The organism is Streptomyces sp. NPDC012827, from assembly GCF_042900905.1.
GTDB classification, from domain to species: Bacteria; Actinomycetota; Actinomycetes; order Streptomycetales; family Streptomycetaceae; genus Streptomyces; species Streptomyces gulbargensis.
On the sequence record NZ_JBIBBY010000006.1, the window covers coordinates 172,826 to 195,344 of the forward strand.

At 74.9% G+C, this 22,519-nt stretch carries 18 protein-coding genes and 1 pseudogene; 11 read left to right on the forward strand and 8 right to left on the reverse strand.

The genetic code is table 11. From position 1 onward, the window contains the following. Positions 1-252: 252 nt before the first annotated feature. The 3 genes and pseudogenes from ACFY60_RS15470 (at position 253) to ACFY60_RS15480 (ending at position 3,408) form a co-directional block, all read left to right on the forward strand. Positions 253-1,677 (forward strand): MFS transporter, encoded by a 1,425-nt coding sequence (locus ACFY60_RS15470; protein ID WP_388615608.1) that lies wholly within the window; start codon positions 253-255, stop codon positions 1,675-1,677. 33 nt (positions 1,678-1,710) lie between these two features. Next, positions 1,711-1,923: pseudogene (locus ACFY60_RS15475) on the forward strand (ISL3 family transposase); the annotation flags it as partial. Positions 1,924-2,040: 117 nt separating this feature from the next. After that, positions 2,041-3,408, forward strand: a complete 1,368-nt coding sequence (locus ACFY60_RS15480) for an MFS transporter (RefSeq protein WP_309055194.1) — start codon at positions 2,041-2,043, stop codon at positions 3,406-3,408. 70 nt (positions 3,409-3,478) lie between these two features. Here the strand turns inward: ACFY60_RS15480 and ACFY60_RS15485 are convergent, their stop codons facing one another. The 6 genes from ACFY60_RS15485 to ACFY60_RS15510 all read right to left on the reverse strand — a co-directional run bounded on the left by ACFY60_RS15485 (position 3,479) and on the right by ACFY60_RS15510 (position 10,228). Beyond that, positions 3,479-5,437, reverse strand: coding sequence for a helix-turn-helix domain-containing protein (locus ACFY60_RS15485; RefSeq protein WP_388615612.1), 1,959 nt, complete (start codon positions 5,435-5,437; stop codon positions 3,479-3,481). A gap of 93 nt (positions 5,438-5,530) precedes the next feature. Further along, a complete protein-coding gene (locus ACFY60_RS15490; RefSeq protein WP_388615615.1) occupies positions 5,531-6,364 on the reverse strand; it encodes a 3-hydroxybutyrate dehydrogenase in 834 nt (277 codons plus the stop codon). Positions 6,365-6,419: 55 nt separating this feature from the next. Continuing rightward, positions 6,420-6,902, reverse strand: coding sequence for an NUDIX domain-containing protein (locus tag ACFY60_RS15495; RefSeq protein ID WP_388615618.1), 483 nt, complete (start codon positions 6,900-6,902; stop codon positions 6,420-6,422). 109 nt (positions 6,903-7,011) lie between these two features. Then, positions 7,012-8,682 carry an apolipoprotein N-acyltransferase gene (lnt, locus tag ACFY60_RS15500; RefSeq protein WP_388615621.1) on the reverse strand — a complete coding sequence of 557 codons (1,671 nt, stop codon included), beginning with the start codon at positions 8,680-8,682 and terminating at the stop codon, positions 7,012-7,014. Positions 8,683-8,749: 67 nt separating this feature from the next. Then, the gene (locus ACFY60_RS15505) at positions 8,750-9,373 is read right to left on the reverse strand and encodes a hypothetical protein (RefSeq protein ID WP_388615623.1); all 624 of its coding nucleotides are present in this window, start codon (positions 9,371-9,373) and stop codon (positions 8,750-8,752) included. A 54-nt stretch (positions 9,374-9,427) separates the two neighbouring features. Continuing rightward, positions 9,428-10,228 (reverse strand): glutamate racemase, encoded by an 801-nt coding sequence (locus tag ACFY60_RS15510; RefSeq protein WP_388615625.1) that lies wholly within the window; start codon positions 10,226-10,228, stop codon positions 9,428-9,430. 58 nt (positions 10,229-10,286) lie between these two features. Between ACFY60_RS15510 and ACFY60_RS15515 the strand changes: the two genes are divergently transcribed. The 5 genes from ACFY60_RS15515 (at position 10,287) to ACFY60_RS15535 (ending at position 16,676) form a co-directional block, all read left to right on the forward strand. After that, positions 10,287-11,465 (forward strand): glycosyltransferase, encoded by a 1,179-nt coding sequence (locus ACFY60_RS15515; protein ID WP_388615628.1) that lies wholly within the window; start codon positions 10,287-10,289, stop codon positions 11,463-11,465. Positions 11,466-11,794: 329 nt separating this feature from the next. After that, positions 11,795-12,322: a DUF6643 family protein gene (locus ACFY60_RS15520; RefSeq protein ID WP_388615631.1), complete on the forward strand. Its 528-nt coding sequence runs from the start codon at positions 11,795-11,797 to the stop codon at positions 12,320-12,322. 145 nt (positions 12,323-12,467) lie between these two features. Continuing rightward, entirely contained in the window at positions 12,468-13,292 is an 825-nt protein-coding gene (locus ACFY60_RS15525; RefSeq protein ID WP_388615634.1) for an MOSC domain-containing protein, read from the forward strand. A 114-nt stretch (positions 13,293-13,406) separates the two neighbouring features. After that, the gene (locus ACFY60_RS15530; RefSeq protein ID WP_388615636.1) at positions 13,407-14,015 is read left to right on the forward strand and encodes a hypothetical protein; all 609 of its coding nucleotides are present in this window, start codon (positions 13,407-13,409) and stop codon (positions 14,013-14,015) included. A 213-nt stretch (positions 14,016-14,228) separates the two neighbouring features. After that, on the forward strand, positions 14,229-16,676 hold the full coding sequence (locus tag ACFY60_RS15535) for a right-handed parallel beta-helix repeat-containing protein (RefSeq protein WP_388615639.1): 2,448 nt from the start codon (positions 14,229-14,231) through the stop codon (positions 16,674-16,676). Positions 16,677-16,694: 18 nt separating this feature from the next. Here the strand turns inward: ACFY60_RS15535 and ACFY60_RS15540 are convergent, their stop codons facing one another. Then, on the reverse strand, positions 16,695-19,196 hold the full coding sequence (locus ACFY60_RS15540) for a hypothetical protein (RefSeq protein ID WP_388615641.1): 2,502 nt from the start codon (positions 19,194-19,196) through the stop codon (positions 16,695-16,697). A 133-nt stretch (positions 19,197-19,329) separates the two neighbouring features. Here ACFY60_RS15540 and ACFY60_RS15545 point away from each other — a divergent pair, with 133 nt between their 5' ends. Further along, complete coding sequence (locus ACFY60_RS15545; protein ID WP_388615644.1) at positions 19,330-20,157, forward strand: DeoR/GlpR family DNA-binding transcription regulator; 828 nt, start codon at positions 19,330-19,332, stop codon at positions 20,155-20,157. Continuing rightward, entirely contained in the window at positions 20,154-20,591 is a 438-nt protein-coding gene (locus tag ACFY60_RS15550) for an SRPBCC family protein (RefSeq protein WP_388615647.1), read from the forward strand. Before ACFY60_RS15545 ends, ACFY60_RS15550 begins: the two co-directional genes overlap by 4 nt. Positions 20,592-20,779: 188 nt before the next feature. Here the strand turns inward: ACFY60_RS15550 and ACFY60_RS15555 are convergent, their stop codons facing one another. Then, complete coding sequence (locus tag ACFY60_RS15555) at positions 20,780-21,916, reverse strand: PLP-dependent cysteine synthase family protein (RefSeq protein WP_388615693.1); 1,137 nt, start codon at positions 21,914-21,916, stop codon at positions 20,780-20,782. Between the two features lie 215 nt (positions 21,917-22,131). On the opposite strand from ACFY60_RS15555, the gene ACFY60_RS15560 reads away from it, so the two are divergent. Further along, positions 22,132-22,458 carry a hypothetical protein gene (locus ACFY60_RS15560; RefSeq protein ID WP_388615650.1) on the forward strand — a complete coding sequence of 109 codons (327 nt, stop codon included), beginning with the start codon at positions 22,132-22,134 and terminating at the stop codon, positions 22,456-22,458. The last annotated feature ends 61 nt before the right edge of the window (positions 22,459-22,519 follow it).

The window sequence follows — 22,519 nt, forward strand, 5'->3', positions numbered from 1 at the left end:
AGGTCGCGCTTCCTTGGGCTGCGGCCGCATGCCGGTGGTTACGGCAGACCGTGGAGTCGACGCTCAGGTCCCATGTGATCGCCCCTTTCTCGTCGGACGGGGAGTGGAACCGGGCGACCATGGCCCTGCGGCCGGGGGACCTGCTAGCGTTCCTGCCGCAAGGTGCAGCGCTCCGCTCGTGAGCGTGTCGGGACTTCCGGCCAGCACGGCCGCCAGGTGGCGGTCTGTCTTCCTCGGGAAGCGTGCTGTGCCATGCCTGAAAACACTTCCTCCACTGCTGCCGCCGCAGGGGTTCACCGATCCGAGCGGGGTCGGTGGCTGGTCTTCGCGGTCGTCATCGCGGCAGACCTGCTCGACATGATCGACTCGACGGTGACGACGATCGCCTCCCCGGTGATCGTGCGCGATCTCGGCACGTCGGATGCCCTGGTCTCGTGGCTCGGGTTGAGCTACGCACTCGCACTCGGGTCGCTGCTTGTCATCGGCGGCCGGCTGGGCGACCGGTTCGGACAACGGCGAACCTTCCTGATCGGCCTGGCCGGCTTCACCGCCACCTCGCTGCTGTGCGGCGTGGCATGGACGCCCGCCGTTCTGGTCTGCTTCCGCCTCGTCCAGGGCGCGTTCGGCGCCCTGCTGATCCCGCAGGGATTCAGCATCCTGCTCAACACGTTCCCCCGCGAACAGCTCGGACGTGTCTTCGGCCTGTTCGGGCCGCTGCTCGCGATCGGCTCGATCAGTGGACCGGTGCTCGCCGGTCTGCTCGTCCAAGCCGACATCGCAGGCACCGGGTGGCGCTCCATCTTCCTCATCAGCGGGCTGATCGGCGCCGCGCTCCTGATCGCCGGACCGCGCGTCCTTCCGCGCAGCACCCCCGACCGGACGGTGCGGATCGACCCGCTCAGTTCCGCCGTGCTCATGGTTGGCCTGGTCGGCGTCATGGGCGGCCTGATCTCCGGCGGTGACACCGGATGGGGACCGGTCCCCATCGCTGCGCTGGTCCTCGGCGCCGTCCTGATCGCCTGCTTCGTGCTGCTGCAGCGCCATTCCCGTACGCCGCTGCTCACACCCAGCCTGTTCCGCATCCGCAGCTTCGTGGCCGGTGTCACCGTCGGCACCGTGTACTTCGCCGCTGTCGCCGGGCTGCTGTACGTGGTGTCGCTCCATCTGCAACGAGGCGCCGGGCTGACCCCGTTTGCTGCCGCCGGGATCATGGCCCCGCTGTCGCTCGGGATCATCATCACCTCGTTCCGGGCGCGAGACCACATCCAGCGCCTCGGCCGGAGGCTGGTCCTTGCCGGTTGCGTGGTCACGCTTCTCGGAGTCCTCGGTCAGCTTGCGATCATCGTGGCCGCACCCGGCCTCCCGGTCGTTCTGACGGTCCCGCTGTTCGTGACCGGACTCGGAATGGGCTGCTGCTTCGGGTCGCTGTTCAGCACCGCTCTGGGCGGCGTGAACGAGCAGCAAGCGGGCAGCGCTTCGGGCACGCTCAACGCCTTGCAGCAGATCGCCAACGCCACTGGTGCGGCCCTGGTGTCCACGATGTTCCTTGCACTCGCCACCGACACCGGAGACACGGACGCGGCGCCCCTCAGCCTCGTCGTGATCGCCGTGATTCTCGCCCTGGCCGCCGCGATCACCCCGCTGCTGCCCCGACACGCGGCAGCAGACCATCACTGACAGTGGAGAACTCGAGCAGGCAGGCGAGGGCCGGTGCGGCGGCCGGGGAGGGGGGCAGGGCCGCCTTCGCCCGCCCCCGGCCTGACCGCGTTCCGCCGGCTCGGAGAGCTTGGCCTCGGAGTCACCGGGCAGCGACGCGAACCCGTCCAGGCGGCCTCGGCCTGCCGCGTCGTCGAGCCGCACCGGTGGTGCCGCCGCTGCGGTTGCGAAGGCGCCCCGTGCGGCACCGTGCCCCGGCTCATGGCGGCCGCGCGCACCATGCCGGGTCGAACTATGGTGTCCCACCACATACGCCCCTGACCTGCGTCTTCCTACGGTGTGGCGACACGCAAACGTCCCCGTACCCGCCTGGAAGTGGTGCACATGGCCGCCGCAAGAACCGCCCCGACCCCGCCCGGCTCCCTCAAGCGCATCGTCGCCGCGAGTCTCATCGGTACGACCATCGAGTGGTACGACTTCTTCCTCTACGGGTCCGCCGCAGCCCTCGTCTTCAACAAGCTGTTCTTTCCCGAGTCGGATCCGCTCGTCGGGACGTTGCTCTCGTTCCTGACGTACGCCGTCGGGTTCGCCGCCCGGCCGCTCGGGGCGCTGGTGTTCGGGCACTACGGGGACCGGCTCGGGCGGAAGAAGCTGCTCGTGCTGAGCCTGCTCCTGATGGGCGGGGCGACGTTCGCGATCGGGCTGCTGCCGACGCACGCCACCGTCGGCTCGGCGGCGCCGCTGCTGCTCACCGCGCTGCGGCTGGTGCAGGGCTTCGCGCTCGGCGGCGAGTGGGGCGGGGCCGTGCTGTTGGTGTCGGAGCACGGGGACGCGAAACGGCGCGGGTTCTGGGCTTCCTGGCCGCAGACCGGGGCGCCCGCCGGGCAGTTGCTCGCCACCGGGGTGCTGTCCGCGCTGACCGCGCTGCTGTCGGAGTCGGCGTTCGTCTCGTGGGGCTGGCGCGTCCCCTTCCTGCTCTCCGGCGTCCTGGTGATCGTCGGTCTCTGGATCCGGCTGTCGGTGGACGAGTCGCCCGTCTTCAAGGCGGCGCTCGCCGCCGCCGAGGAGCGGAAGGCGGCGGCCGGGGCCGTCGAGAAGATGCCGCTGGTCGCGGTGGTGCGCCACCACTGGCGTGATGTGCTGATCGCGATGGGCGCCCGTATGGCGGAGAACATCTCCTACTACGTCATCACCGCGTTCATCCTGGTCTACGCGACCACCCAGGTCGGCCTCTCCAAGCAGACGGCCCTGAACACCGTCCTCATCGGCTCCGCCGTCCACTTCGCCGTGATCCCGCTCTGGGGCGCCCTGTCCGACCGGTGGGGCCGGCGCCCGGTGTACCTGATCGGCGCGGTCGGCGTGGGGCTCTGGATGTTCCCGTTCTTCGCGCTGATCGACCGGGGTTCCTTCGGGAGCCTGCTCCTCGCCGTCACCGTCGGTCTGGTCCTGCACGGGGCGATGTACGCCCCGCAGGCCGCCTTCTTCTCGGAGATGTTCGCGACGCGGGTGCGGTACTCCGGTGCCTCCATCGGCGCGCAGTTCTCCTCGGTGGCGGCGGGCGCGCCGGCCCCTCTCATCGCGACGGCGCTCCTCGACGGCTACGGCGGTCCCACCCCGATCGCGCTGTACGTGATCGCCGCCGCGCTGCTCACCGTCGTGGCCATCGCCTGCGCCCGGGAGACCCGGCACAGCGACCTCGCCGGGGACGACGAGGAGCCCGCGGCCGACCGGCCCGTCCGCGCCGAGGTCTGACCGCCAAGGCGGCGTCCCGGGGCCCTGCGGTCCGCTCGCCCGGAGCGGACCACGGGGCCCCGCCCGTTCGTCAGGGGGCGGGTACGGCGGCCGCGAGGGCGTGCAGGCGCAGGGCGAGCTGGATCTCCAGGGCGCGGGCCGGTGACTGCCAGTCGGGGCCGAGGAGCCGGCCCACCCGTTCCAGGCGCTGGGCGACCGTGTTGACGTGGACGTGGAGGGCGTCCTTGGTACGGGCCGGGCTCATGCCGCTCGCGAAGTACGCGTCCAGGGTGCGCACCAGGTCGGTGCCGCGCCGCCGGTCGTAGGCGACGACGGCGCCGACGGTGCGGTCCACGAAACCGTCGATGTCCCGGTTGTCGGCGAGGAGCAGCCCGAGGAAGCCGAGGTCCTCGGCGGCGGCGCCCTGGCCCTGGCGGTGCAGGAGCCGGAGGGCGTCGAGGCAGCGGCGTGCCTCCGCGTACGCGCCGGCCACCCGGTCCGGGTGGTCGAGCGGCGCGGTGACGGGGGCGGAGGCGCCGACCGTGACCGGTTCGCGCAGGGTGCCGCCGAGGTGCCGGGCGGTCCGGCGGGCGAGGTCGGCGGCGCTCTCGCCGGGCCCGAGCGGCAGCAGCAGGACCGTACCGCCGTCGCGGGCGGAGGCGAGCCCGTGGCGGGTGGCCGCCAGGTGGGAGGCGGCCGACCACAGCCGCCGGCGGTCGGCGCCGTCCTCCCCGGTGCCGTCGCGGCCGGCGGCCGGTGTGCCGGGGCCCGGCCGGTCCCCGGGGGCGGGCTCCGAGCCGGCCCGGTCGACGCGGGCGGCGAGCACGACGTGGGGAGCGGTGCTGTCGGTACGGAGGCGGGCGGCGCGCTCGCGCAGGAGGCGCCGGTCCCGGTCGGGGGCGTCCAGGAGGTCGTCCAGGAGTTCGCCCCGCACCCGCTGTTCGGCCTCGCCGGCCGAGCGGCGGGCGAGCAGGAGCAGGGAGGTGACGAGCGCGGCGCGTTCGAGGGTGCGCTGGTCGACGGGGTCCAGGTCGGGCTGTCCGTGGAGCACGAGTGCGCCGAGGTGTTCACCGCCCGCGGCGACGGCGGCCACCCAGTCGTCGCCCTCGCGGACGGCGTGGCCGCCGGCACGGCGCTCGGTTCCCGGAGCCGCCGCGCCGGCCCCCGTAGCGGTTCCGGTCTCGATGAACTCGACCGTTCCACCGAGGACTTCGGAGACGGCTTCGGCGACGTCGTGGACGCCTCCGCCGCGCAGGACGAGTTCGGAGAGGCGGTCGTGGACCTCGGAGGCCCGCTCGATGACGCCGCTGTGCTCCCGGATGATGTCGTTGGCCCGTTCCAGCTCGGCGAGGGCGGAACGGGTCTCGGCGAGGAGGTGGGCCGTGTCGATGGCGACGGCCGCGTGCGCGGCGAAGGAGCCGAGCAGGGCGACCTGTTCGCGTTCGAAGACCCTCGCCCTGCGGTCGGCGGCGAAGAGGACGCCGATGACCTGACTGCCGAGGGTGAGGGGGACGCCGAGGATGGCGACGAGCCCCTCGTCCCGGACGGCGGTGTCGATGGTCCGGGTGTGCTGGAAGCGGGCGTCGTCGAAGTAGTCGTCGGTGACGTACGGGCGGGCGGTCTGGGCGACGAGACCGCCCAGCCCTTCGCCCATGCCCAGTCTGAGCTGCTGGAACCGGGCGGAGACGGAGCCCTCGGTGACCCGCATGTAGGTGTCGCCCTCCGCCGGGTCGTTGAGGCTGAGGTAGGCGACCTCGGTGCCGAGGAGCGCGCGGGCGCGCTGGACGATGGCGCGCAGCACGGCGTCGAGGTCCCGCAGTCCCGCGAGGTCGTGGGCGGTGGCGAAGAGGGCGGAGAGTTCCGCCTCGCGGCGCCTGCGGCCCTCCAGTTCGGCGCGGACGCGCAGGGCGAGCTGCTTGGCCTCTTCGAGTTCGGCCAGCGCCTCCGGGCCCGCGCCGCTCGCGCGGGCGAGGAGCACGGGCCGGTCGTATGCCTCCGGTGCGGCTCCTCGGGCGAGGAGCTCCAGGTAGGAGACGTGTGCGTGGGACATGGACACAGGGATACCTGCCGAACGTGTGGTCGCACCACCCCTGTGGACGGCCTCGCCGGAGCACCGGCCCGCCGGGGGCCTGAGGGGGCGGTGTCAGTGCGCGGTCCAGCCGCCGTCGAGGGTGAGTGAGGTGCCGGTGATGAACGAGGCCTGGGGGGTGCAGAGGTAGAGGACGGCCTCGGCGACCTCCTCCGGTTCGATGAGCCGCTTCAGTGCCGAGTCCTTGAGCAGGACGTCGGAGAGGACCCGCTCGGGAGGGATGCCGTGGGCGGCCGCCTGGTCGGCGATCTGCCGTTCGACCAGCGGGGTGCGGACGTAGCCGGGGTTGACGCAGTTGGAGGTGACGCCGTGGGGTGCCCCTTCGAGGGCGGCCGTCTTGGACAGGCCCTCCAGACCGTGCTTGGCGGCCACGTAGGCCGACTTGAAGGCGGAGGCGCGCAGCCCGTGGACCGAGGAGAGGTTGACGATCCGGCCCCAGCCCTGGGCGTACATGTGCGGCAGGGCACCCCGGATGAGCCGGAAGGGTGCTTCCAGCATCACCGTGAGGACGGTGTGGAAGACGTCGGGCGGGAACTCCTCGATGGGGCGGACCAGCTGGAGTCCGGCGTTGTTGACGAGGATGTCGGCGCCGGCGGCGGCCGTCTCGGCGGCGTCGAGGTCGGTGAGGTCGAGCAGCAGCGGCTCGACGGCTCCGGTGAGCCCCAGGGCGCGTTCACCGAGCGCGTCCAGGCCTTCGGCGCTCCGGTCGACGGCTCTGACCCGGGCCCCGGCGGCGGCCAGGCGCAGGGCGCAGGCCCGCCCGATGCCCCCGGCGGCGCCGGTGACGAGCGCGGTGCGGCCGGTGAGGTCGAGGGCGAGGCCGGCGGCCCGGGGCAGGGGGGCGGAGGTGTCCGCCGGGGGGCCGGGGCGGGTGGTGGGGGCGCTCATGCTCCGCACCCTATGAAGCGGCCACTCCCCCACCGATGTGTGTCGGACCTACAGTTCAGTCCGATGCTGTGGTGCGGAACCATGTGGGTTCATCGGCGAGCGCCTTCTCTATCCGGTGGTGGGAGAAGCGCTTCATCTCCGGCAGGGCGTGCACGTCGAACCAGCCGACCTCGGTCGACTCGTCGTCGTTGACCCGCGCCTCGCCCCCGACGGCCCGGCAGCGGAACGTCACGTCCATGTACTGGCAGATGTCGCCGTTCTCGTAGACGACGGGCTTGCGGAGGGTTTCCACCACCACGATCCGCTCGGGGACGCAGTGCACGGCCGTCTCCTCGTACACCTCGCGGACCGCGCAGTCGGCGGGCTGCTCGCCGGGCTCGACGATGCCGCCGACGAGGGCCCACATGCCGTTGTCGGCGCGGCGGCCGAGCAGGACACGGCCCCGGTCGTCGAGGACGACCGCCGTCACCCCCGGCAGGAAGAGGAGCTGGTTGCCGGCGGTCTCGCGCAGCGCGCGGATGAAGTCAGGGGTGCCCATGGCTCCCGACCCTAAGGGATGTCCGGGAGCCGGCCCGGGCGTGGACCGCGCCCCTCCGGTCTCCGGCTCCCGGCGGTCCTCGCGCGACGGTCCCCGCCGGGGGCGGACCTCAGACGGCGGCGCGTCCCCGGCGGGCCCGGAGGCCGCGTGCCGTGGCCCAGCCGAGGCCGGCCGCCGCGACGGCCGCGAGCAGGGCCTCGGGCAGGGTGCCGAGGCGGGTGGCCGGGGTCCGGGAGGAACGCAGCGGCACCTTCTCGACCAGGACGTCGGGGGTGAACATGGCCGTGCGGCCCACGATCTCGCCGTCGGGCCGGATGACCGCGCTGACCCCGCTGGTGACCGGGACGACCACGGACCGGCTGTGTTCGACGGCCCGCACCCGCGACATGGCGAGCTGCTGGTACGTCATCTCGCTGCGCCCGAAGGTCGCGTTGTTGCTGGGGACGGTGATCAGCTGCGCGCCGTGGGTCACCGTGTCGCGCACGGCCCAGTCGAAGGCCGCCTCGTAGCAGGTCGCGAGACCGACCCGGGTGCCGGCGAGGTCGAAGACGCCGACCTGGTTCCCGGGGCCGAAGTCGCGGCGTACGCGGTCGACGTCGCTGTTGAAGATCCGGACGAAGGACCGCATCGGGATGTACTCGCCGAAGGGCTGGACGTGCCTCTTGTCGTACGTGGCGACGGGGCCGCGCCGGGGGTCCCACTGGATCAGGGTGTTGCGGAGCTTGCCGGTCTCGGGGGCGACGACGGCCCCGACGACGGTGGGGGCGCCGATCGCGCGGGCGGCGCCGTCGATGACGGCGGCGGCGTCGGGATTCGCGTACGGGTCGATGTCGGAGGAGTTCTCGGGCCACAGCACGAAGTCGGGCCGGGGCTTCCGGCCCTCCCGTACGGCCTGGGCGAGTTCGTGGGTGCGGGCGGCGTGGTTGTCGAGGACGGCGCGGCGCTGGGCGTTGAAGTCGAGGCCGAGCCGGGGCACGTTGCCCTGGACGGCGGCGACGGTGGCGGTGCCGTCCTCGGCCGAGTCGTCGACGAGGGGCAGGGCGGCGACCGCGCCCGTGACGGGGAGGAGGACGGCGAGCGCGGCGGCGGCGAGCGGTCCCCGCGCGCCGGTGCGGGAGCGGGTGGCGCTCGGGGCGTCCGGGGCGCCGCCGGGGGCCGGGCCGTCACCGCCGGGTGCGGTGGGCTTCCGGCGGGCGTGGAGCAGGCGGGCCGTCTCGTACAGGCCGAAGCCGCAGAGGGCGACGGCGAAGCCGAGCACCGGGGTGCCGCCGACGGCGGCGAGCGGGAGGAAGAGGCCGTCGGCCTGGCCGAAGGCGATCTTGCCCCAGGGGAAGCCTCCGAAGGGCACCCGCGCACGGGCCGCCTCGGCGAGGACCCAGACGCCGGCGGCGAAGACCGGCCACCAGGGGAGCCGGGAGACGGCCGCGACGCCGAGTCCGGCGGCGGCCACGAACAGGGCCTCGACGGCGGCGAGCGCCAGCCACGGCACGGGGCCCACCTCCTCGCCGGTCCAGACGAGGAGCGGCAGCAGGAAGCCGAGTCCGGCGAGCTGGCCGAGTCCGAACCCGGCGCGCAGGCGCCGCCCGCGCAGGGTCCAGCCGAGCAGCGCGAAGGCGGGCAGCGCGAGCCACCACAGGGTGCGCGGCGGGAAGCTCAGGTACAGCAGGAGGCCCGACAGCAGGGCCGCCCCTGGCCGCAGGAGCCCTCGCCACCGGGAAACCGGCGCGGACGGGCTGCTGTCGGCTGCGGACGCGGGGGCGGTGGTGATGGTGGTGCTCACCTTGCGGAGTGTACGGGGCGTGCCTGTCGGCACGGCTCGCGTGGCCGGGGGCCGCTCCCGTACGGGCTCAGGCGCCCGTCGGGGTGACGGGCGGGGCCGGCGGGGCGGACGGGGCGGACGGGGGGCGGAGGTGGCCGCGGATGACCCGGACCGCCGCTTCGGCGTCGTCGACCGTGACCGTGAAGGTACGGCCGTCGCCGAGGCGCAGGACGAGTCCCTCGCCCCTGCGGACGACCACGGCGGTGCCCATCTCGGGGCGCCACCGGTAGCCCCAGCCGCCCCACTGGCGCGGGGTGACGCGCGGGGCGAACTCGGCGCCCACCACGTGGGAGAGGAGGATGCGGCGGCGTGGGAGGCCGATGTGACCGCACCGCACCTCCATCGCCCGGTGGTCGACCTTCACGGCGACGTGGACGAAGGCGAGGGTGCCGAAGAGGACGAGCAGACCGGCGGCGACGCAGCCGATCACCGCCATCAGGAGCGCCGCGACGCCGGAGGTCCAGGGCGCCTCGACGGCCAGGGTGACGCCGAGGGCCATGCAGGCGGCGCCGGCGAGGGCCGCGATCCACTGGAAGCGGTTGGTGGCCCGGCCGGTCCAGACGGCGGGCGGGCGCACGTCGTCACCGCGGGCGGGGACCGTGCGGCCGGGGGCGTCGCCGTCGACGCGGCTGTGTCCGGTTTGCTCCCTCATGGGGGCAGCGTACGCAGGGCGGGGCCGTACGGCGCGGCGGGGCACGGGCGCCGGTCAGGAGGAGTGCAGTGCCGCCCTGGGGGCGAGGAGCCGGCCCTCGGGGTAGGTGAGGGCGGTGGCGGGCAGGTCACCGGGGCGTCCGCTGAGGAGGACGGAGAGGGTGCCGTCGGCGGGGGCGCCGGGGTCGGGCGCGGCACCGATCCGGCGCAGCGCCTGGGCGGCGACGGCGCCGGCCGAGCCGTGGAAGACGATGGGCGGCAGGCCCCCGGTGCGGCGCGGGGCGAGGGCGGCGAGGATGCGGTCCTCGACCAGCTCGTAGTGGGTGCAGCCGAGGACGAGGGCCCGGATGTCCGGCGGGGTGAGGGCGGCCGCGGCGGCCACGGCCCGGTCGACGGCCCCGGTGTCGGCGTGCTCGACGGCGTCGGCGAGCCCGGGGCAGGGCACCTCGGTGACCTCGGCGCCGTCGGCGAAGTCGCGGATCAGACCGCGCTGGTAGGCGCTGCCGGTGGTCGCGGGGGTGGCCCAGATGGCGACCTTGCCGCCGCCGGCCGCGGCGGGCTTGATCGCGGGGACGGTGCCGATGACCGGGATACGGGGTTCCAGCTCGGCGCGCAGGGTGGGGAGGGCGTGGACCGTGGCGGTGTTGCAGGCGACGATGAGGGCGTCCGGGTGGTGCGCGGCGGCGGCGCGGGCGACGTCGAGGGCGCGTGCGGTGAGGTCTTCGGGGGTGCGCGGGCCCCACGGCATGCCGTCGGGGTCGTTGGAGAGGAGCAGCGCGGCGTCCGGCCGCAGCCTGCGCACCGCGGCCGCCGCCGGGAGCAGGCCGATTCCGGAGTCCATGAGCGCGATCTTCACCCGGTCACCCTAGCCGATGGGCCGTATGCGGCCACCGATCTGGTGCAGACTGCGGCGAATGAGCACCTTTGCCTGGTTCGCGCTGTCCTCGCTCGTCGTCTGGGTCTGGCTGCTGCTGGGCCGGGGGTTCTTCTGGCGGACGGACCAGCGGCTGCCTCCGGGGGGCGCCGCCCCCGCGCGGTGGCCCCGGGTGGCGGTGGTGGTTCCGGCGCGGGACGAGGCGGCCGTCCTGCCCCTGAGCCTGCCGTCGCTGCTCGGGCAGGACTATCCGGGCGAGGCGGAGGTCTTCCTGGTGGACGACGGAAGTACGGACGGGACGGGCCGGCTGGCGGTGGAGCTGTCCGCCCGGCACGGCGGACTCCCGCTGACGGTGGTGTCCCCGGGCGAACCGGAGGCCGGCTGGACGGGCAAGCTGTGGGCGTTGCGGCACGGGATGGCGCGGGCCCGTGCGCGCGGGCCGGAGTTCCTGCTCCTGACGGACGCGGACATCGCGCACCGCCCCGACAGTCTGCGGCGCCTGGTGGCGGCCGCCACGGGGAACGGCCTGGACCTGGTGTCGCAGATGGCGCGGCTGCGGGTGACGAGCGGCTGGGAGCGGCTGGTCGTGCCGGCGTTCGTCTACTTCTTCGCCCAGCTCTACCCCTTCCGCTGGATCAACCGGGAACGGCCGCGGGCCACGGCCGCGGCGGGGGGCTGTGTGCTGCTGCGGACCGGGACGGCGGTGGCGGCGGGGCTGCCGGACGTGATCCGGGGGGCGGTGATCGACGACGTGTCGCTGGCGCTGGCGGTGCGCCGGGCCGGGGGCCGGATCTGGCTGGGGCTGGCGGACGGGGTGGACAGCGTCCGCCCCTACCCGGGGCTCTCGGACCTGTGGCGGATGGTGGCCCGCAGCGCGTACGCGCAGCTGCGGCACCGCCCGTCGCTGCTCCTGGGGACGGTGGCCGGACTGGCGCTGGTGTATCTGGTGCCGCCGGTGGCCTCGGTGGCGGGCCTCCTCGCCGGTGACGGGGTGACGGCGGCGGCGGGCGCGGCGGCGTGGGCGGTGATGGCGGGGACGTACGTCCCGATGCTCCGTCACTACGGGCTGTCGGCGTGGGGAGCTCCGCTGCTCCCGTTCACCGCCCTGCTCTACCTGTTGATGACGGTGGACTCGGCGGTGCGGCACCACCGGGGCCTGGGGGCGGCGTGGAAGGGGCGGACGTACGCCGGAGAATACGCTTTCCGCCACGGTGAGTAGTGCGGCCCTTTCGGCGCGTGCGCACGCGCCGCGCGCGCGGGTGATTGTCTTCGAGCATGCCCATGATCATTTCAGCGCCGCGCCCGGGCCGTATTTCTTCCGGGGCCATTTCTTTATGCGTTCTTCATGCCGGGCACACCGGGGTGAGACACCGTCGGGCGACCCGCCGGTAACCCCCTCCCAACTCGGCTTTTACGCGATCTTGGGACAGCCGGCCGCCCGTTTTTGCCATGTTCGCTCGGATTGCGGATCCGGACGCGCGAGAAGCCCGTCAAATAACCGCCAAACCAGGCTCCCCAACCGGCACATCGTGGGCTTAACTTATGGCCATGACCTCCCCCCGCTCCTCTTATGGAGGCGGTTACCACACCGCGCCGTCCTTCCCGGACACCCCGATCTACGACTCCCTCGTCGCGGAGCGGGGCACGCCTCAGATCGCCCCGATCCGAGTGCCCGCCGCCTACGACTCCGGCAGCGGCTTCGCCGGAAACAGCTTCTCCGGAAGCGGGTCCCACCTGCCGGCGCTCCCCTCCGCGCTGCCGGCCCTCCCCCCGGCGTCCGCCGCGCAGCCCGCTCCCGCCTACGGCGGAGGCTACGGCTACCCGCAGCCGCAGATGGCGCCGCAGATGGCCCCCGTGCCGCTGCAGCACGCGCCCGCGCCGTACATCCCGCAGCAGCAGGCTCCCCCGCGCGGCTACCCCGGCGGCCAGGTCCCCCAGCCGCCCCGGCCCGCCCCCGCGGGGTACGAGGCGATGCGCCCGGCCGCGCCGCGCCCCGTCCCTGCCCAGGTCCCCGTCCCGGCCCCCGCGCCGTACCAGGACCCGTACAACCGCCCGTACCACGGCGGGGGTTACTAGCGGACCACCGGGCGCGTCCGGGCTCTCCCGGCGCGCCCGCCCTCGCCCCGACGCGCTCCGGCCGCACCCGCCCCGCTCCCGCCCTTCGTACACCTTTTCGCCCGTCGGCCCGCGGCGGCGAGGGGACGGCTGGCAGGATGGGCGCATGTCGCATCCCGCTGTCCGCTCCCTGCACGTCCACCCGGTGAAGTCGCTGCGCGCCCTGGCGCGCGACGAGGCCGAGGTGCAGCCCTGGGGGCTCGCGGGCGACCGGCGGTGGGCGGTCGTGGACGGCGACGGCAAGGTCGTGACCCAGCGCCGGCACGCCCGGATGGCGCTGGCCACGGCCGAACAGGAGCCGGACGGCGGCATCGTGCTGTCCGCGCCCGGCCGCGAAGCGCTGGCCGTCGGCGTACCGGCGCCCGGGTCGACCGTGACCGTGGACATCTTCGACACGGCCGTGGAGGCCGTGCCGGCCGGCGCCGCCGCCGACGCCTGGTTCTCCGACCACCTGGAGGACCGCGTCCGTCTGGTGCATCTGGACGCGCCCGAGCACCGGCGGCCGATCGAGCCGGGGTACGCCCGGCCGGGCGAGACCGTGAGCCTCGCCGACGGCTACCCGCTGCTCGTCACCACCACCGCCTCCCTCGACGCCCTCAACTCCCTCCTCTCGCGGGGCGACCACGCCGACGAGGGCCCGTTGCCCATGGACCGCTTCCGGCCGAACCTGGTCGTGGAGGGCACGGACCCGTGGGCGGAGGACGGCTGGACCCGGCTCGCCGTCGGGGAGGTCACCTTCCGCGTCGCCAAACCCTGCGGGCGGTGCGTCGTCACCACCACCGACCAGGCCACCGCCGCCCGCGGCAAGGAACCCCTGCGGACCCTCGCCCGCCATCGCAAGCTCGACGGCCGGCTGGTCTTCGGCCAGAACCTGATCCCGGACACCACCGGCACGATCCGCGTCGGCGACCCGGTGACGATCCTCGGCTGACCCGGCACGGCCTGCACAGCACCCTCACCGGTTTCCGTCGCGTCCGGCGGGCGCGGACCCGGCCCCGGGGGCACACTCGTCAGGAGGAGCGGCCGAGAACGAGGGGGTCCCCAGGTGCGCGCGGCCACCGGACTCTGGCGCTGGCGGCACAATCCCCTGCGCCGGACCACCGATCTGATCGAGGCGTGGACCGCCCTGGTGGCGCTCGTCCTCCTGTGCGTCGCCGTACCGCTGGCCGGCTGGGCCGCGGGCTCCTCCGCGCAGGCCTCCCTCGACCGCACGCTGCGCGCCCAGCGGGAGCAGCGGCTGCCGGTGACGGCCCGCGTGGTGCGGCCCGTCGACCGCCCCGCGCACGGGCCCGGTTCCGGGGACACCTCCGGCGAGCAGCGGGCGCGCCGGGTGGTGGTGGCACGCTGGACCGCGCCCGACGGCTCGGCGCGTACCGGCACGGTGACCACCGTCCGCCGCTCCGCCGCTCCCGGTGACGTGCTGCCGATCTGGACCGACCGGCGGGGTGCCCCCGTCGCACCCCCGATGCGGGCGGACACCGCCCGTGCCCACGCCGTCATCGGCGGGCTGATGGCCGCCGTCCTCGCCGGTCTGGCGGTGGAGGCGGCCCGGCGGACGGTCGTACGGGGACTGACGCGGCTGCGGTACGCCGAGCTGGACCGGGCGTGGGCCGGGGCCGGTCCCGACTGGGGGCGTACGGGCACGGGCAGGTGATCGGGCGCCTCGCGTCCGGGCACGGGAAGCCGGCCGGCGAGCCCGCGCGCCGGGCCCGTCCGCGCGGTGGGGCCCGGCCCGCGCGCCCTTTCGTCCATGCCCCGCGCCACCCGTGGGAGTGGGCCCCGACGACCCGTCAACCCCCAGGGGCCGGGCGCGCTACGGTGGGCACCGGTTCAGCGACGAGGCACGAGGCGGGGGCAGGGCACACCCATGGCACAGGGCACGGTCCAGGTGACGCACACCGGCACGTCGCGGTGGCGGCGCCGCACCGGCGAGTACCCCTCCCTCGCCGCGGCCCTGGAGGCCGCGGGGGACGGTGACGTCCTCACCGTTGCCCCCGGCACGTACCGGGAGAACCTGGTGCTGCGGCGGGCGGTCACCCTGCGCGGCGCCGACGGCGGGGCCGGTCCGGTGCGGATCGCGCCGCCGGACGGGGTCCCGCTGACGGTACGCGCCTCGGTGATCCTCCAGGACCTGCACATCGAGGGACAGGACATGGCGGCGCCCGCGGTGCTCGTGGAGGACGGCACGCCCGAGCTCCTGGACCTGCGCATCATGACCCGCTCCGCCGCCGGCATCGAGGTGCGGGGCAGCGCCCGGCCGACGGTGCGCCGCTGCACGGTCGACAACCCGGCCGGCGTCGGCATCGCCGTGGTGGACGGGGCGGGCGGCGTCTTCGAGGAGTGCGAGGTGGTCTGCGCCGGCCAGGCCGGGGTCTCGGTGCACGGCGGCGCGCATCCGCGCCTCGAACGCTGCCGGGTGCACCACGCCTCCGGTGCCGGGATCGCCGTCACCGGCGAGGGCAGCGGCCTGGAGGGCGTGGGCTGCGAGGTGTACGAGATCAAGGGCGCCGGGCTGCGGATCGCGGCCCGCGCCGCCGCGCACCTCACCGATTCCTCGGTGCACCGCACGACGGCGGACGGCATCACCCTGGACACCGACGCCGTGCTGACGCTCTCCGACTGCGACATCCACGACGTGCCGGAGAACGCGGTCGACCTGCGGTCCCGGTCGGTCCTGACCCTCACCCGGTCGACCGTGCGCCGTTTCGGCCGCAACGGCCTGTCCGTGTGGGACCCGGGCACCCGGGTGGACGCCGACCAGTGCGAGATCCACGACAGCACGGGCGACTACCCGGCGGTGTGGGTGAGCGACGGGGCCACCGCCGTGCTCGACGCCTGCCGCGTCCACGACGTACCGGACGCCCTCTTCGTGCTCGACCGGGGCTCGCGCGTGGACGTGGTCGACAGCGATCTGTCGCAGGTGCGGAACACGGCGGTGTCGGTCAGCGACGGGGCGACCGCGCAGCTCGACGACTGCCGGATCCGGGAGGCGTCCACCGGCGCCTGGTTCCGCGACCACGGCAGCGGCGGCACCCTGAACGGCTGCGCGATCGACGCCGTGCAGACCGGGGTCATCGTCACCAAGGGCGCCGATCCGACGATCGAGCGGTGCGTGGTGACGAATCCGGCCGAGGCCGGGTTCTACGTGTCGGCGGAGGGCCGTGGGTCCTTCGTCGCCTGCCGGGTCACGGGCAGCGGCGGCTACGGCTTCCACGTCACGGACGGCTGCCGCACCGCTCTGCGCCGGTGCCGTACGGAGCGGTGCGCGCGCGGCGGGTACGAGTTCCCCGAGGAGGGCGTGGTCGCGGAGGAGTGCACCGGCGACGAGAGCGCGGTCCGCTCCTCCGTGCCGGACGCCGGGCCGGGCGGGACCGGCGCGGCGGCTGCGGCGGGCGGAGCGGTCCTGACGGGCGCGCCCGCGCCGGCCGGGCTGCTCGGTACGGTGCCGGGTCCCCGTGCCACCGTTCCCCCGGCGGAGCCGGCCGCCACGCCGGTGGCCGAGCCGCGCCCCTCGAAGGACGTCCTCGGCGAACTGGACGCGCTGGTGGGCCTGGAGAGCGTCAAGCACGAGGTGCGGACGCTCATCAACATGATCGAGGTGGGGCGGCGGCGCCAGGAGGCGGGCCTGAAGGCCGCGTCCGTCCGCCGTCATCTGGTCTTCACCGGCAACCCCGGCACGGGCAAGACCACGGTGGCGCGCCTCTACGGCGAGATCCTGGCCTCCCTGGGCGTTCTGGAGCGGGGGCACCTGGTGGAGGTCTCCCGGGTGGACCTGGTCGGTGAGCACATCGGCTCGACGGCGATCCGTACGCAGGAGGCGTTCGACCGGGCGCGTGGCGGGGTGCTGTTCGTGGACGAGGCGTACGCGCTGTCGCCGGAGGACTCGGGGCGCGACTTCGGGCGCGAGGCGATCGACACGCTGGTGAAGCTGATGGAGGACCACCGGGACGCGGTCGTGGTGATCGTCGCCGGGTACACCGCCGAGATGGAGCGGTTCCTCACCGTCAACCCGGGTGTGGCCTCGCGTTTCTCCCGGACCATCACCTTCGGGGACTACGAGCCGGAGGAGTTGCTGCGGATCGTCGGGCAGCAGGCGGACGAGCACGAGTACCGGCTCGCGCCGGGGACGGACGAAGCGCTCCTGACGTACTTCACCAAGCTGCCGAAGGGCCCGGCGTTCGGCAACGGGCGCACGGCCCGCCAGACCTTCGAGTCGATGGTGGAGCGGCACGCGGGCCGGGTCGCCGCGCTCACCGAGGCGAGCACGGACGACCTGACGCTGCTGTATCCGGAGGATCTGCCGGACCTGCCCTGAGGTCGGGGGCCGGCCGGGTCACCGCGGCGGGTGGGGCCGGTCGGGCGGCTGGGCCCGGGGGTGGCCGGGACGGCCGGAGTGGTCCGCGCGCTCGGCGGGGTCGCGCTGCCGGGGGACGGCCGGCAGGAGCCGGTCGAGGAGGGCGGTGCGGTGCTCGGCGAAGGCGGGATCGGCCTGGTAGTCGGAGTGGCCCAGGATCGGTTCCGGCAGCGGGTGGTCGCGGGTGCGTCCGTACGCCACCGGATCGAGGAGGACGGGCGCGTCGACGGCGGGCCTGCCGTCCTCGGCGGGGACCAGGACCGGCCCGCCGATGGGGTCGGTGGCCCGGTGGAGGTTGTGCCAGCAGTCGACGGTGCGGTGCAGGCCGCGCAGCGCCTCGGGCCCGAAGTAGGCGGGGAACCAGCGCCCGTAGAGCCGTTCCAGGGGCGATCCGTAGGTGAGGAGCGCCACCCGGCCCCGGGTCGTGGGCGGCAGCTGCCAGACGGCGGCCGCCGCGAGGACGCTGCCCTGGGAGTGGCCGGAGATGACGAGCCTGCCGCCGGTGCGCCGGGTCCAGGAGCTCATCCGCCAGGTGAGGTCGGGCACGGCCCGCTCGGCGTAGCAGGGCGGGGCGAAGGGATGGGCGGCGCGGGGCCAGAAGGTGCCGACGTCCCACAGGATGCCGATGGTGCGCCGGGCGGAGACGTCCCGGTAGGCACGGCGACCCCAGGTGACGAAGAGGAGGAAGCCGAAGCCGACCATCCAGGAGCCCAGGGCCTGCGTGGCGGAGGCGAGGGAGGCGACGGCGGGGTGCGCGCCGTCGAAGGCGCGGCCGGGCACGTTGCCGCTGGCCCAGGCGCCGACGACGGACGCCGCGCCGAGGAGGAGGGCGGTGGCGGAGACGACACCGACGAGCACCGGCGCCGCGTCCGTGAGCGAGGCGCGGGCCCGGCAGGCCGCGATCCGCGCCGTACGGACCGGGTCCGGCCGCTCGGCCCCGCGCTCGGCCGCGTAGTCGGCCTCCACGACGGCCCGCAGTCGCCGGGCGCCGCACGCGGTGCGGACGGCGAGGACGGCCGCCGGCACGGCGAGCAGCAGGATCAGGACGGGGATGACGGAGGCCTGCCAACTGAGCAGCACGGGCGGGCCGATCAGGGGGCCCTCCCCCATGCCGGGGGTGGCCGGGCCGTCGAGCCAGTCGGCGACGCGCTGGGCGACGCCGCCGGACATCACCCCGCCGAGCGCGCAGGCGAGCATGGCGACGGCGGGGCCGCCGAGCCCGCGCAGGACGGTCCGGGAGCGTGCGCCGCCGCTGTCGGCGTCCGTGGCGCCCGGGTGCGGGCCGGCGTTCCGGGGCGGCCGGCGCAGGAGGAGGGCGACCGCGCCGAGGGCGACGACGAGGCCGCCCTGCACCAGGGTGAGGGAGCCGAAGAAGGCGTCGCCGGGCAGGGTGCCGGTGGAGACGCTGCCGGGGCGGGACCAGGCCGAGTGGAGGGCGGCGAGCACCAGCAGGGCCAGCGAGGCGCCGGGGAGCCAGGCCACGAGGGCCCGCTCCAGGCGCAGGTCCAGGCGGTGTTCGCTGCGGCCCCGGCGGCAGACGACCCGCACGACGATCACCGCCAGGAGGGCGAGGACCACTTGGAGGGCCGCGCCGAGGGCCGCTCGCGCGCCCGTGTCGTGCCGGCCGGGCGCCGCGAGGAGGGCGGCGGTGACCGTGAGGAAGCCCGCGGCGGTGTGCGCGGCGCGGAGCCGGGCGACGATGCGCCGCCCGTACCAGAACCCGGGGCGTCCGAGCGGGGGCCGCGGCTCCTGGCGGGCGGCCCGGCCCCCGTCGGGACCGGGCGTGGGCGCGGAGCCGGAGCCGGGGGCGGACGCGGCGGAGGGTGCGGGGGCCTGGTCGTCGTGGCCGGTGGGCGGGCGCTGGGCCTCGTAGGCGCTCCACGTGCGGTGGGAGAGGTACCAGAGCAGGCCCACGAGGGCGGTGGGCAGCAGGGCGGCCGCGGCGAGCCGGCGGCCCGGCTGCGACCACCAGCCGCCGCGTTCCACGGAGAGGAAGCCCAGCCAGGAGTGGGCGTCGGCGCAGCCGGCGGCGCCGGCGCACTGCCAGGCCGTCAGATCGAGCGCGACCTCGCAGGCCGCGGCGGTGAGCAGGACGGTGAGGGTCAGGGCGACGAGCCGGACGAGGACCGCGTAGAGCCGGACGAGGCCGGGCCGGCGGCCCCGGGCGGGCGGACGCATCCAGTGCGCGAGGTTGACGACCATGAACGGCAGGAGCAGCAGCCACAACGCCCGGGCGCCGTCGCCGGAGGTGAGGTTGGACCAGCAGTACGCCTCCGGTACGGGTCCGGCCGCGAACCGCTCCGGGCTCAGCTCCGCGTGCCGGTCCTCGACCCGCCGGTACACGGCGGCGGTCCGGTCGCCGGTCACCCGTACGGTCCTGGGGTCGTCGAGCATGTCCTGAGGGGTGGCTCCGCCGACTCCGTGCACGAGGAGTTCGAGCGCCGCGCCCCCGCTGTCCGGGGCGGGTGTGGCAGGGGACACTGAGGGACTTCCTCTCGTGGATGGGAGGATGCGTCGTCGGGAACAGGATCGCGGAGTGCCGTGCCCGCGCGCACGCCTCTCACCGAATCCGACGCCCATCCCCTTGTCTCCTGCGGAAGGACCGGCCCCGGCGGTGACTGACAACCAGAACCTCCTCGCGGAGCAGCGGCGCGCCCTGATCCTCGAAGAGGTACGGCGGCGAGGCGGCGTGCGGGTCAACGAGCTGACCCGCCGGCTGAGCGTCTCGGACATGACGATCCGCCGGGACCTGGACGTCCTGGCCCGCCAGGGCGTGCTGGCCAAGGTGCACGGCGGGGCCGTGCCGGTCGTCGAGGCGAGCACGCACGAGCCCGGCTTCGAGGCCAAGTCGGTTCTGGAGCCGAGCGCCAAGGACGAGATCGCCCGCGCCGCGGCGGCGCTCGTGGCGCCCGGTTCGGCCGTCGCGCTGTCGGGCGGGACGACGACGTACGCCCTGGCGCGTCATCTGGTCGACGTGCCCGAGCTGACGGTGGTGACCAACTCGGTCCGGGTCGCCGACGTGTTCCACGAGGCGCGGCCGGCGGGGAGCGGCGGTGAGGCCCGGAGCGGGGCGCCGACGGTCGTCCTGACCGGTGGCGTGCGGACGCCGTCGGACGCGCTGGTCGGTCCGGTGGCGGACCGGGCGATCCGGTCCCTCCACTTCGACCTGCTGTTCCTGGGCGCGCACGGTCTCTCCGCGGAGGCCGGGCTCTCCACGCCCAACCTGGCCGAGGCGGAGACGAACCGGTGTCTGATGCGCTCGGCCCGCCGGGTGGTGGTGGTCGCCGACCACACCAAGTGGGGGACGGTGGGCCTGAGTTCCTTCGCGGGGCTGGACGAGGTCGACACCTGGGTCACCGACCGCGGGCTGGGCGCGGACCTCCGGGCGGAGGTCCTGGAGCACGTACCGGGCCTGGTCGTGGCGGGCGAGGAGCAGGCGTGACCCCCTTCCGGGTCGGGCGGGCCGTGCCCCTGCCGCCGGAGGAGGTCTGGCGCCGTCTGACGGACTGGCCGGCGCACGGCCGCCGGGTGCCGCTGACCCGGACGCGCGTGCTGACGCCCGGTGCGAACCGGGTGGGGACGCGTTTCACCGCGCGGACGGGGATCGGGAGGCTGGCCTTCGACGACCCGATGGAGGTGACCCGCTGGGAGCCGCCCGCCGGCGGACGGCCGGGGGTGTGCCGGCTGGAGAAGTCCGGCCGGGTGGTGCGCGGTTGGGCGCTCATCGAGGTCGCGGGGCTGCCGGGTGGCGGCTCGCGGGTGCGGTGGACGGAGGAGCTGTCCGTGCGCGGTGTGCCCCGGTTCCTCGACCCGGTGTCCGCGGCGGCGGGGCGGCTGCTGTTCGGCAGGGCGCTGGACGGGCTGCTGCGGGACTGAGTCCCCGGGCAGGGGGCCGCGTCGGCGCGGGCCGGGTGACCCGTCCGCGTACGGCGCGGGCCGGATCCCCCGACGGCCGCGGCCCGGGCGTCCGCGCCCGGCGCGGGCGGTCCACCGTGCCCGGGCCCGGCCGCCTCGCCGTGGCTCACCGCGCGTGCGGACGGATCCGGGCCCGGGTCCGCCAGGGGTCACTGCGGCCAGGCGCCCGTGGCGAGGAAGGTCTCGACGGCGGCGGCGTACGGGGCGATGTCGAGCCCCTGCTCGGCCAGCCAGGCGTCCGAGTAGTACTTGTCGAGGTAGCGGTCGCCGGGGTCGCAGATCAGGGTCACGACGCTGCCGGTGCGGCCCTGCGCCACCATCTCGGCCACGATCTTGAACGCGCTCCACAGCCCCGTGCCGGTGGAGCCGCCCGCCTTGCGGCCGATGGCGCCCTCCAGGGCGCGGACGGCGGCGACGCTGGCCGCGTCGGGCACCTTCATCATCCGGTCGATGGCGCCGGGCACGAAGCTGGGCTCCATGCGCGGCCGGCCGATGCCCTCGATGCGCGAGCCCCGGTCGGCGGTGGCGTGCGGGTCGCCCTGCGTCCAGCCGTCGAAGAAGCAGGAGTTCTCCGGGTCGGCGACACAGATGCGGGTGTCGTGCTGCATGTAGTGGACGTAGCGCGCGATGGTCGCCGAGGTGCCGCCGGTCCCGGCGGTGGCGACGATCCAGGCCGGCTCCGGGTACCGCTCGAGGCGCAGCTGCTGGTACATGGACTCGGCGATGTTGTTGTTGCCGCGCCAGTCGGTGGCGCGCTCGGCGTACGTGAACTGGTCCATGTAGTGGCCGCCGGTGCGCTCGGCGAGCGCCGCGGCCTCCTCGTACATCGTGCGCGAGTCGTCGACGAAGTGGCAGCTGCCGCCGTGGAACTCGATCAGGCGGCACTTCTCGGAGCTGGTGGTGCGGGGCATGACCGCGATGAAGGGGACGCCGACGAGCTTGGCGAAGTACGCCTCCGAGACGGCGGTGGAGCCGCTGGAGGCCTCGATGACGGGCCGGTCGGGCCGGATCCAGCCGTTGCAGAGCCCGTAGAGGAACAGCGAGCGGGCGAGGCGGTGCTTGAGGCTGCCGGTGGGGTGGGTGGACTCGTCCTTGAGGTAGAGGTCGATGCCCCACCGCTCGGGGAGCGGGAAACGCAGGAGGTGGGTGTCGGCGGAGCGGTTGGCGTCGGCCTGGACCTTGCGGACGGCCTCCTTCAGCCAGGTCCGGTACGCCGGGTCGCTGCGGTCGACGTCGACGGTGGGCGTCGCCGTGCAGGTGTCGGTGGCCGTCGTCGGCGCGGTCATCGGTGGCGCAGGGGTCGCGCTGTTCCGTGTGGTGTTCATCCGTCCCACTCCTCATGTGCTGCACCGGGGGTCTCCCCAGGCCGACGATACCCCTCTCACCTGGGCAAACGTTGCCTTTGGGGCGCCATAGGGATCACTTGTGGGCGGCGTACTGGTGCGGTGGCGAACGGCCCGGCACACTGGTAGCCGCAACCGGGTGAAAGGGGCGGATCGGCATGGCGAAGCCCGAGTTCAGCGCGAGGGGTGTACGGATCGCGCGGTGGCCGCGCTCACTGACGCGCGCGGGGGAGGTACGGATCGAGGACGGGCGGCTCGCGCTGTTGACGAGTTACGGCAGCGAGATCGACAGCGCCCCGGTCACGAAGGTGCGGGCCGGGCGCCCGTGGTTCGCGACGTCGGACGAGGCCGTGGCGACCGTGAACGGCACGCGCTACCGGCTCACGATGGACCGGGCGGCGACGGACGGAGGTGAGGCGGAGGGGACGGAGCGGTCCGGCCGCTTCCTGGCGGCGCTCAGGCGGGCGGCGGGCCGGAAGTCCTGAGGCCGGGCGGTCCGGGGCGGTCGGCGGGACCGGCCCGACGTGCCGGTCCGGTGCCGCCCCG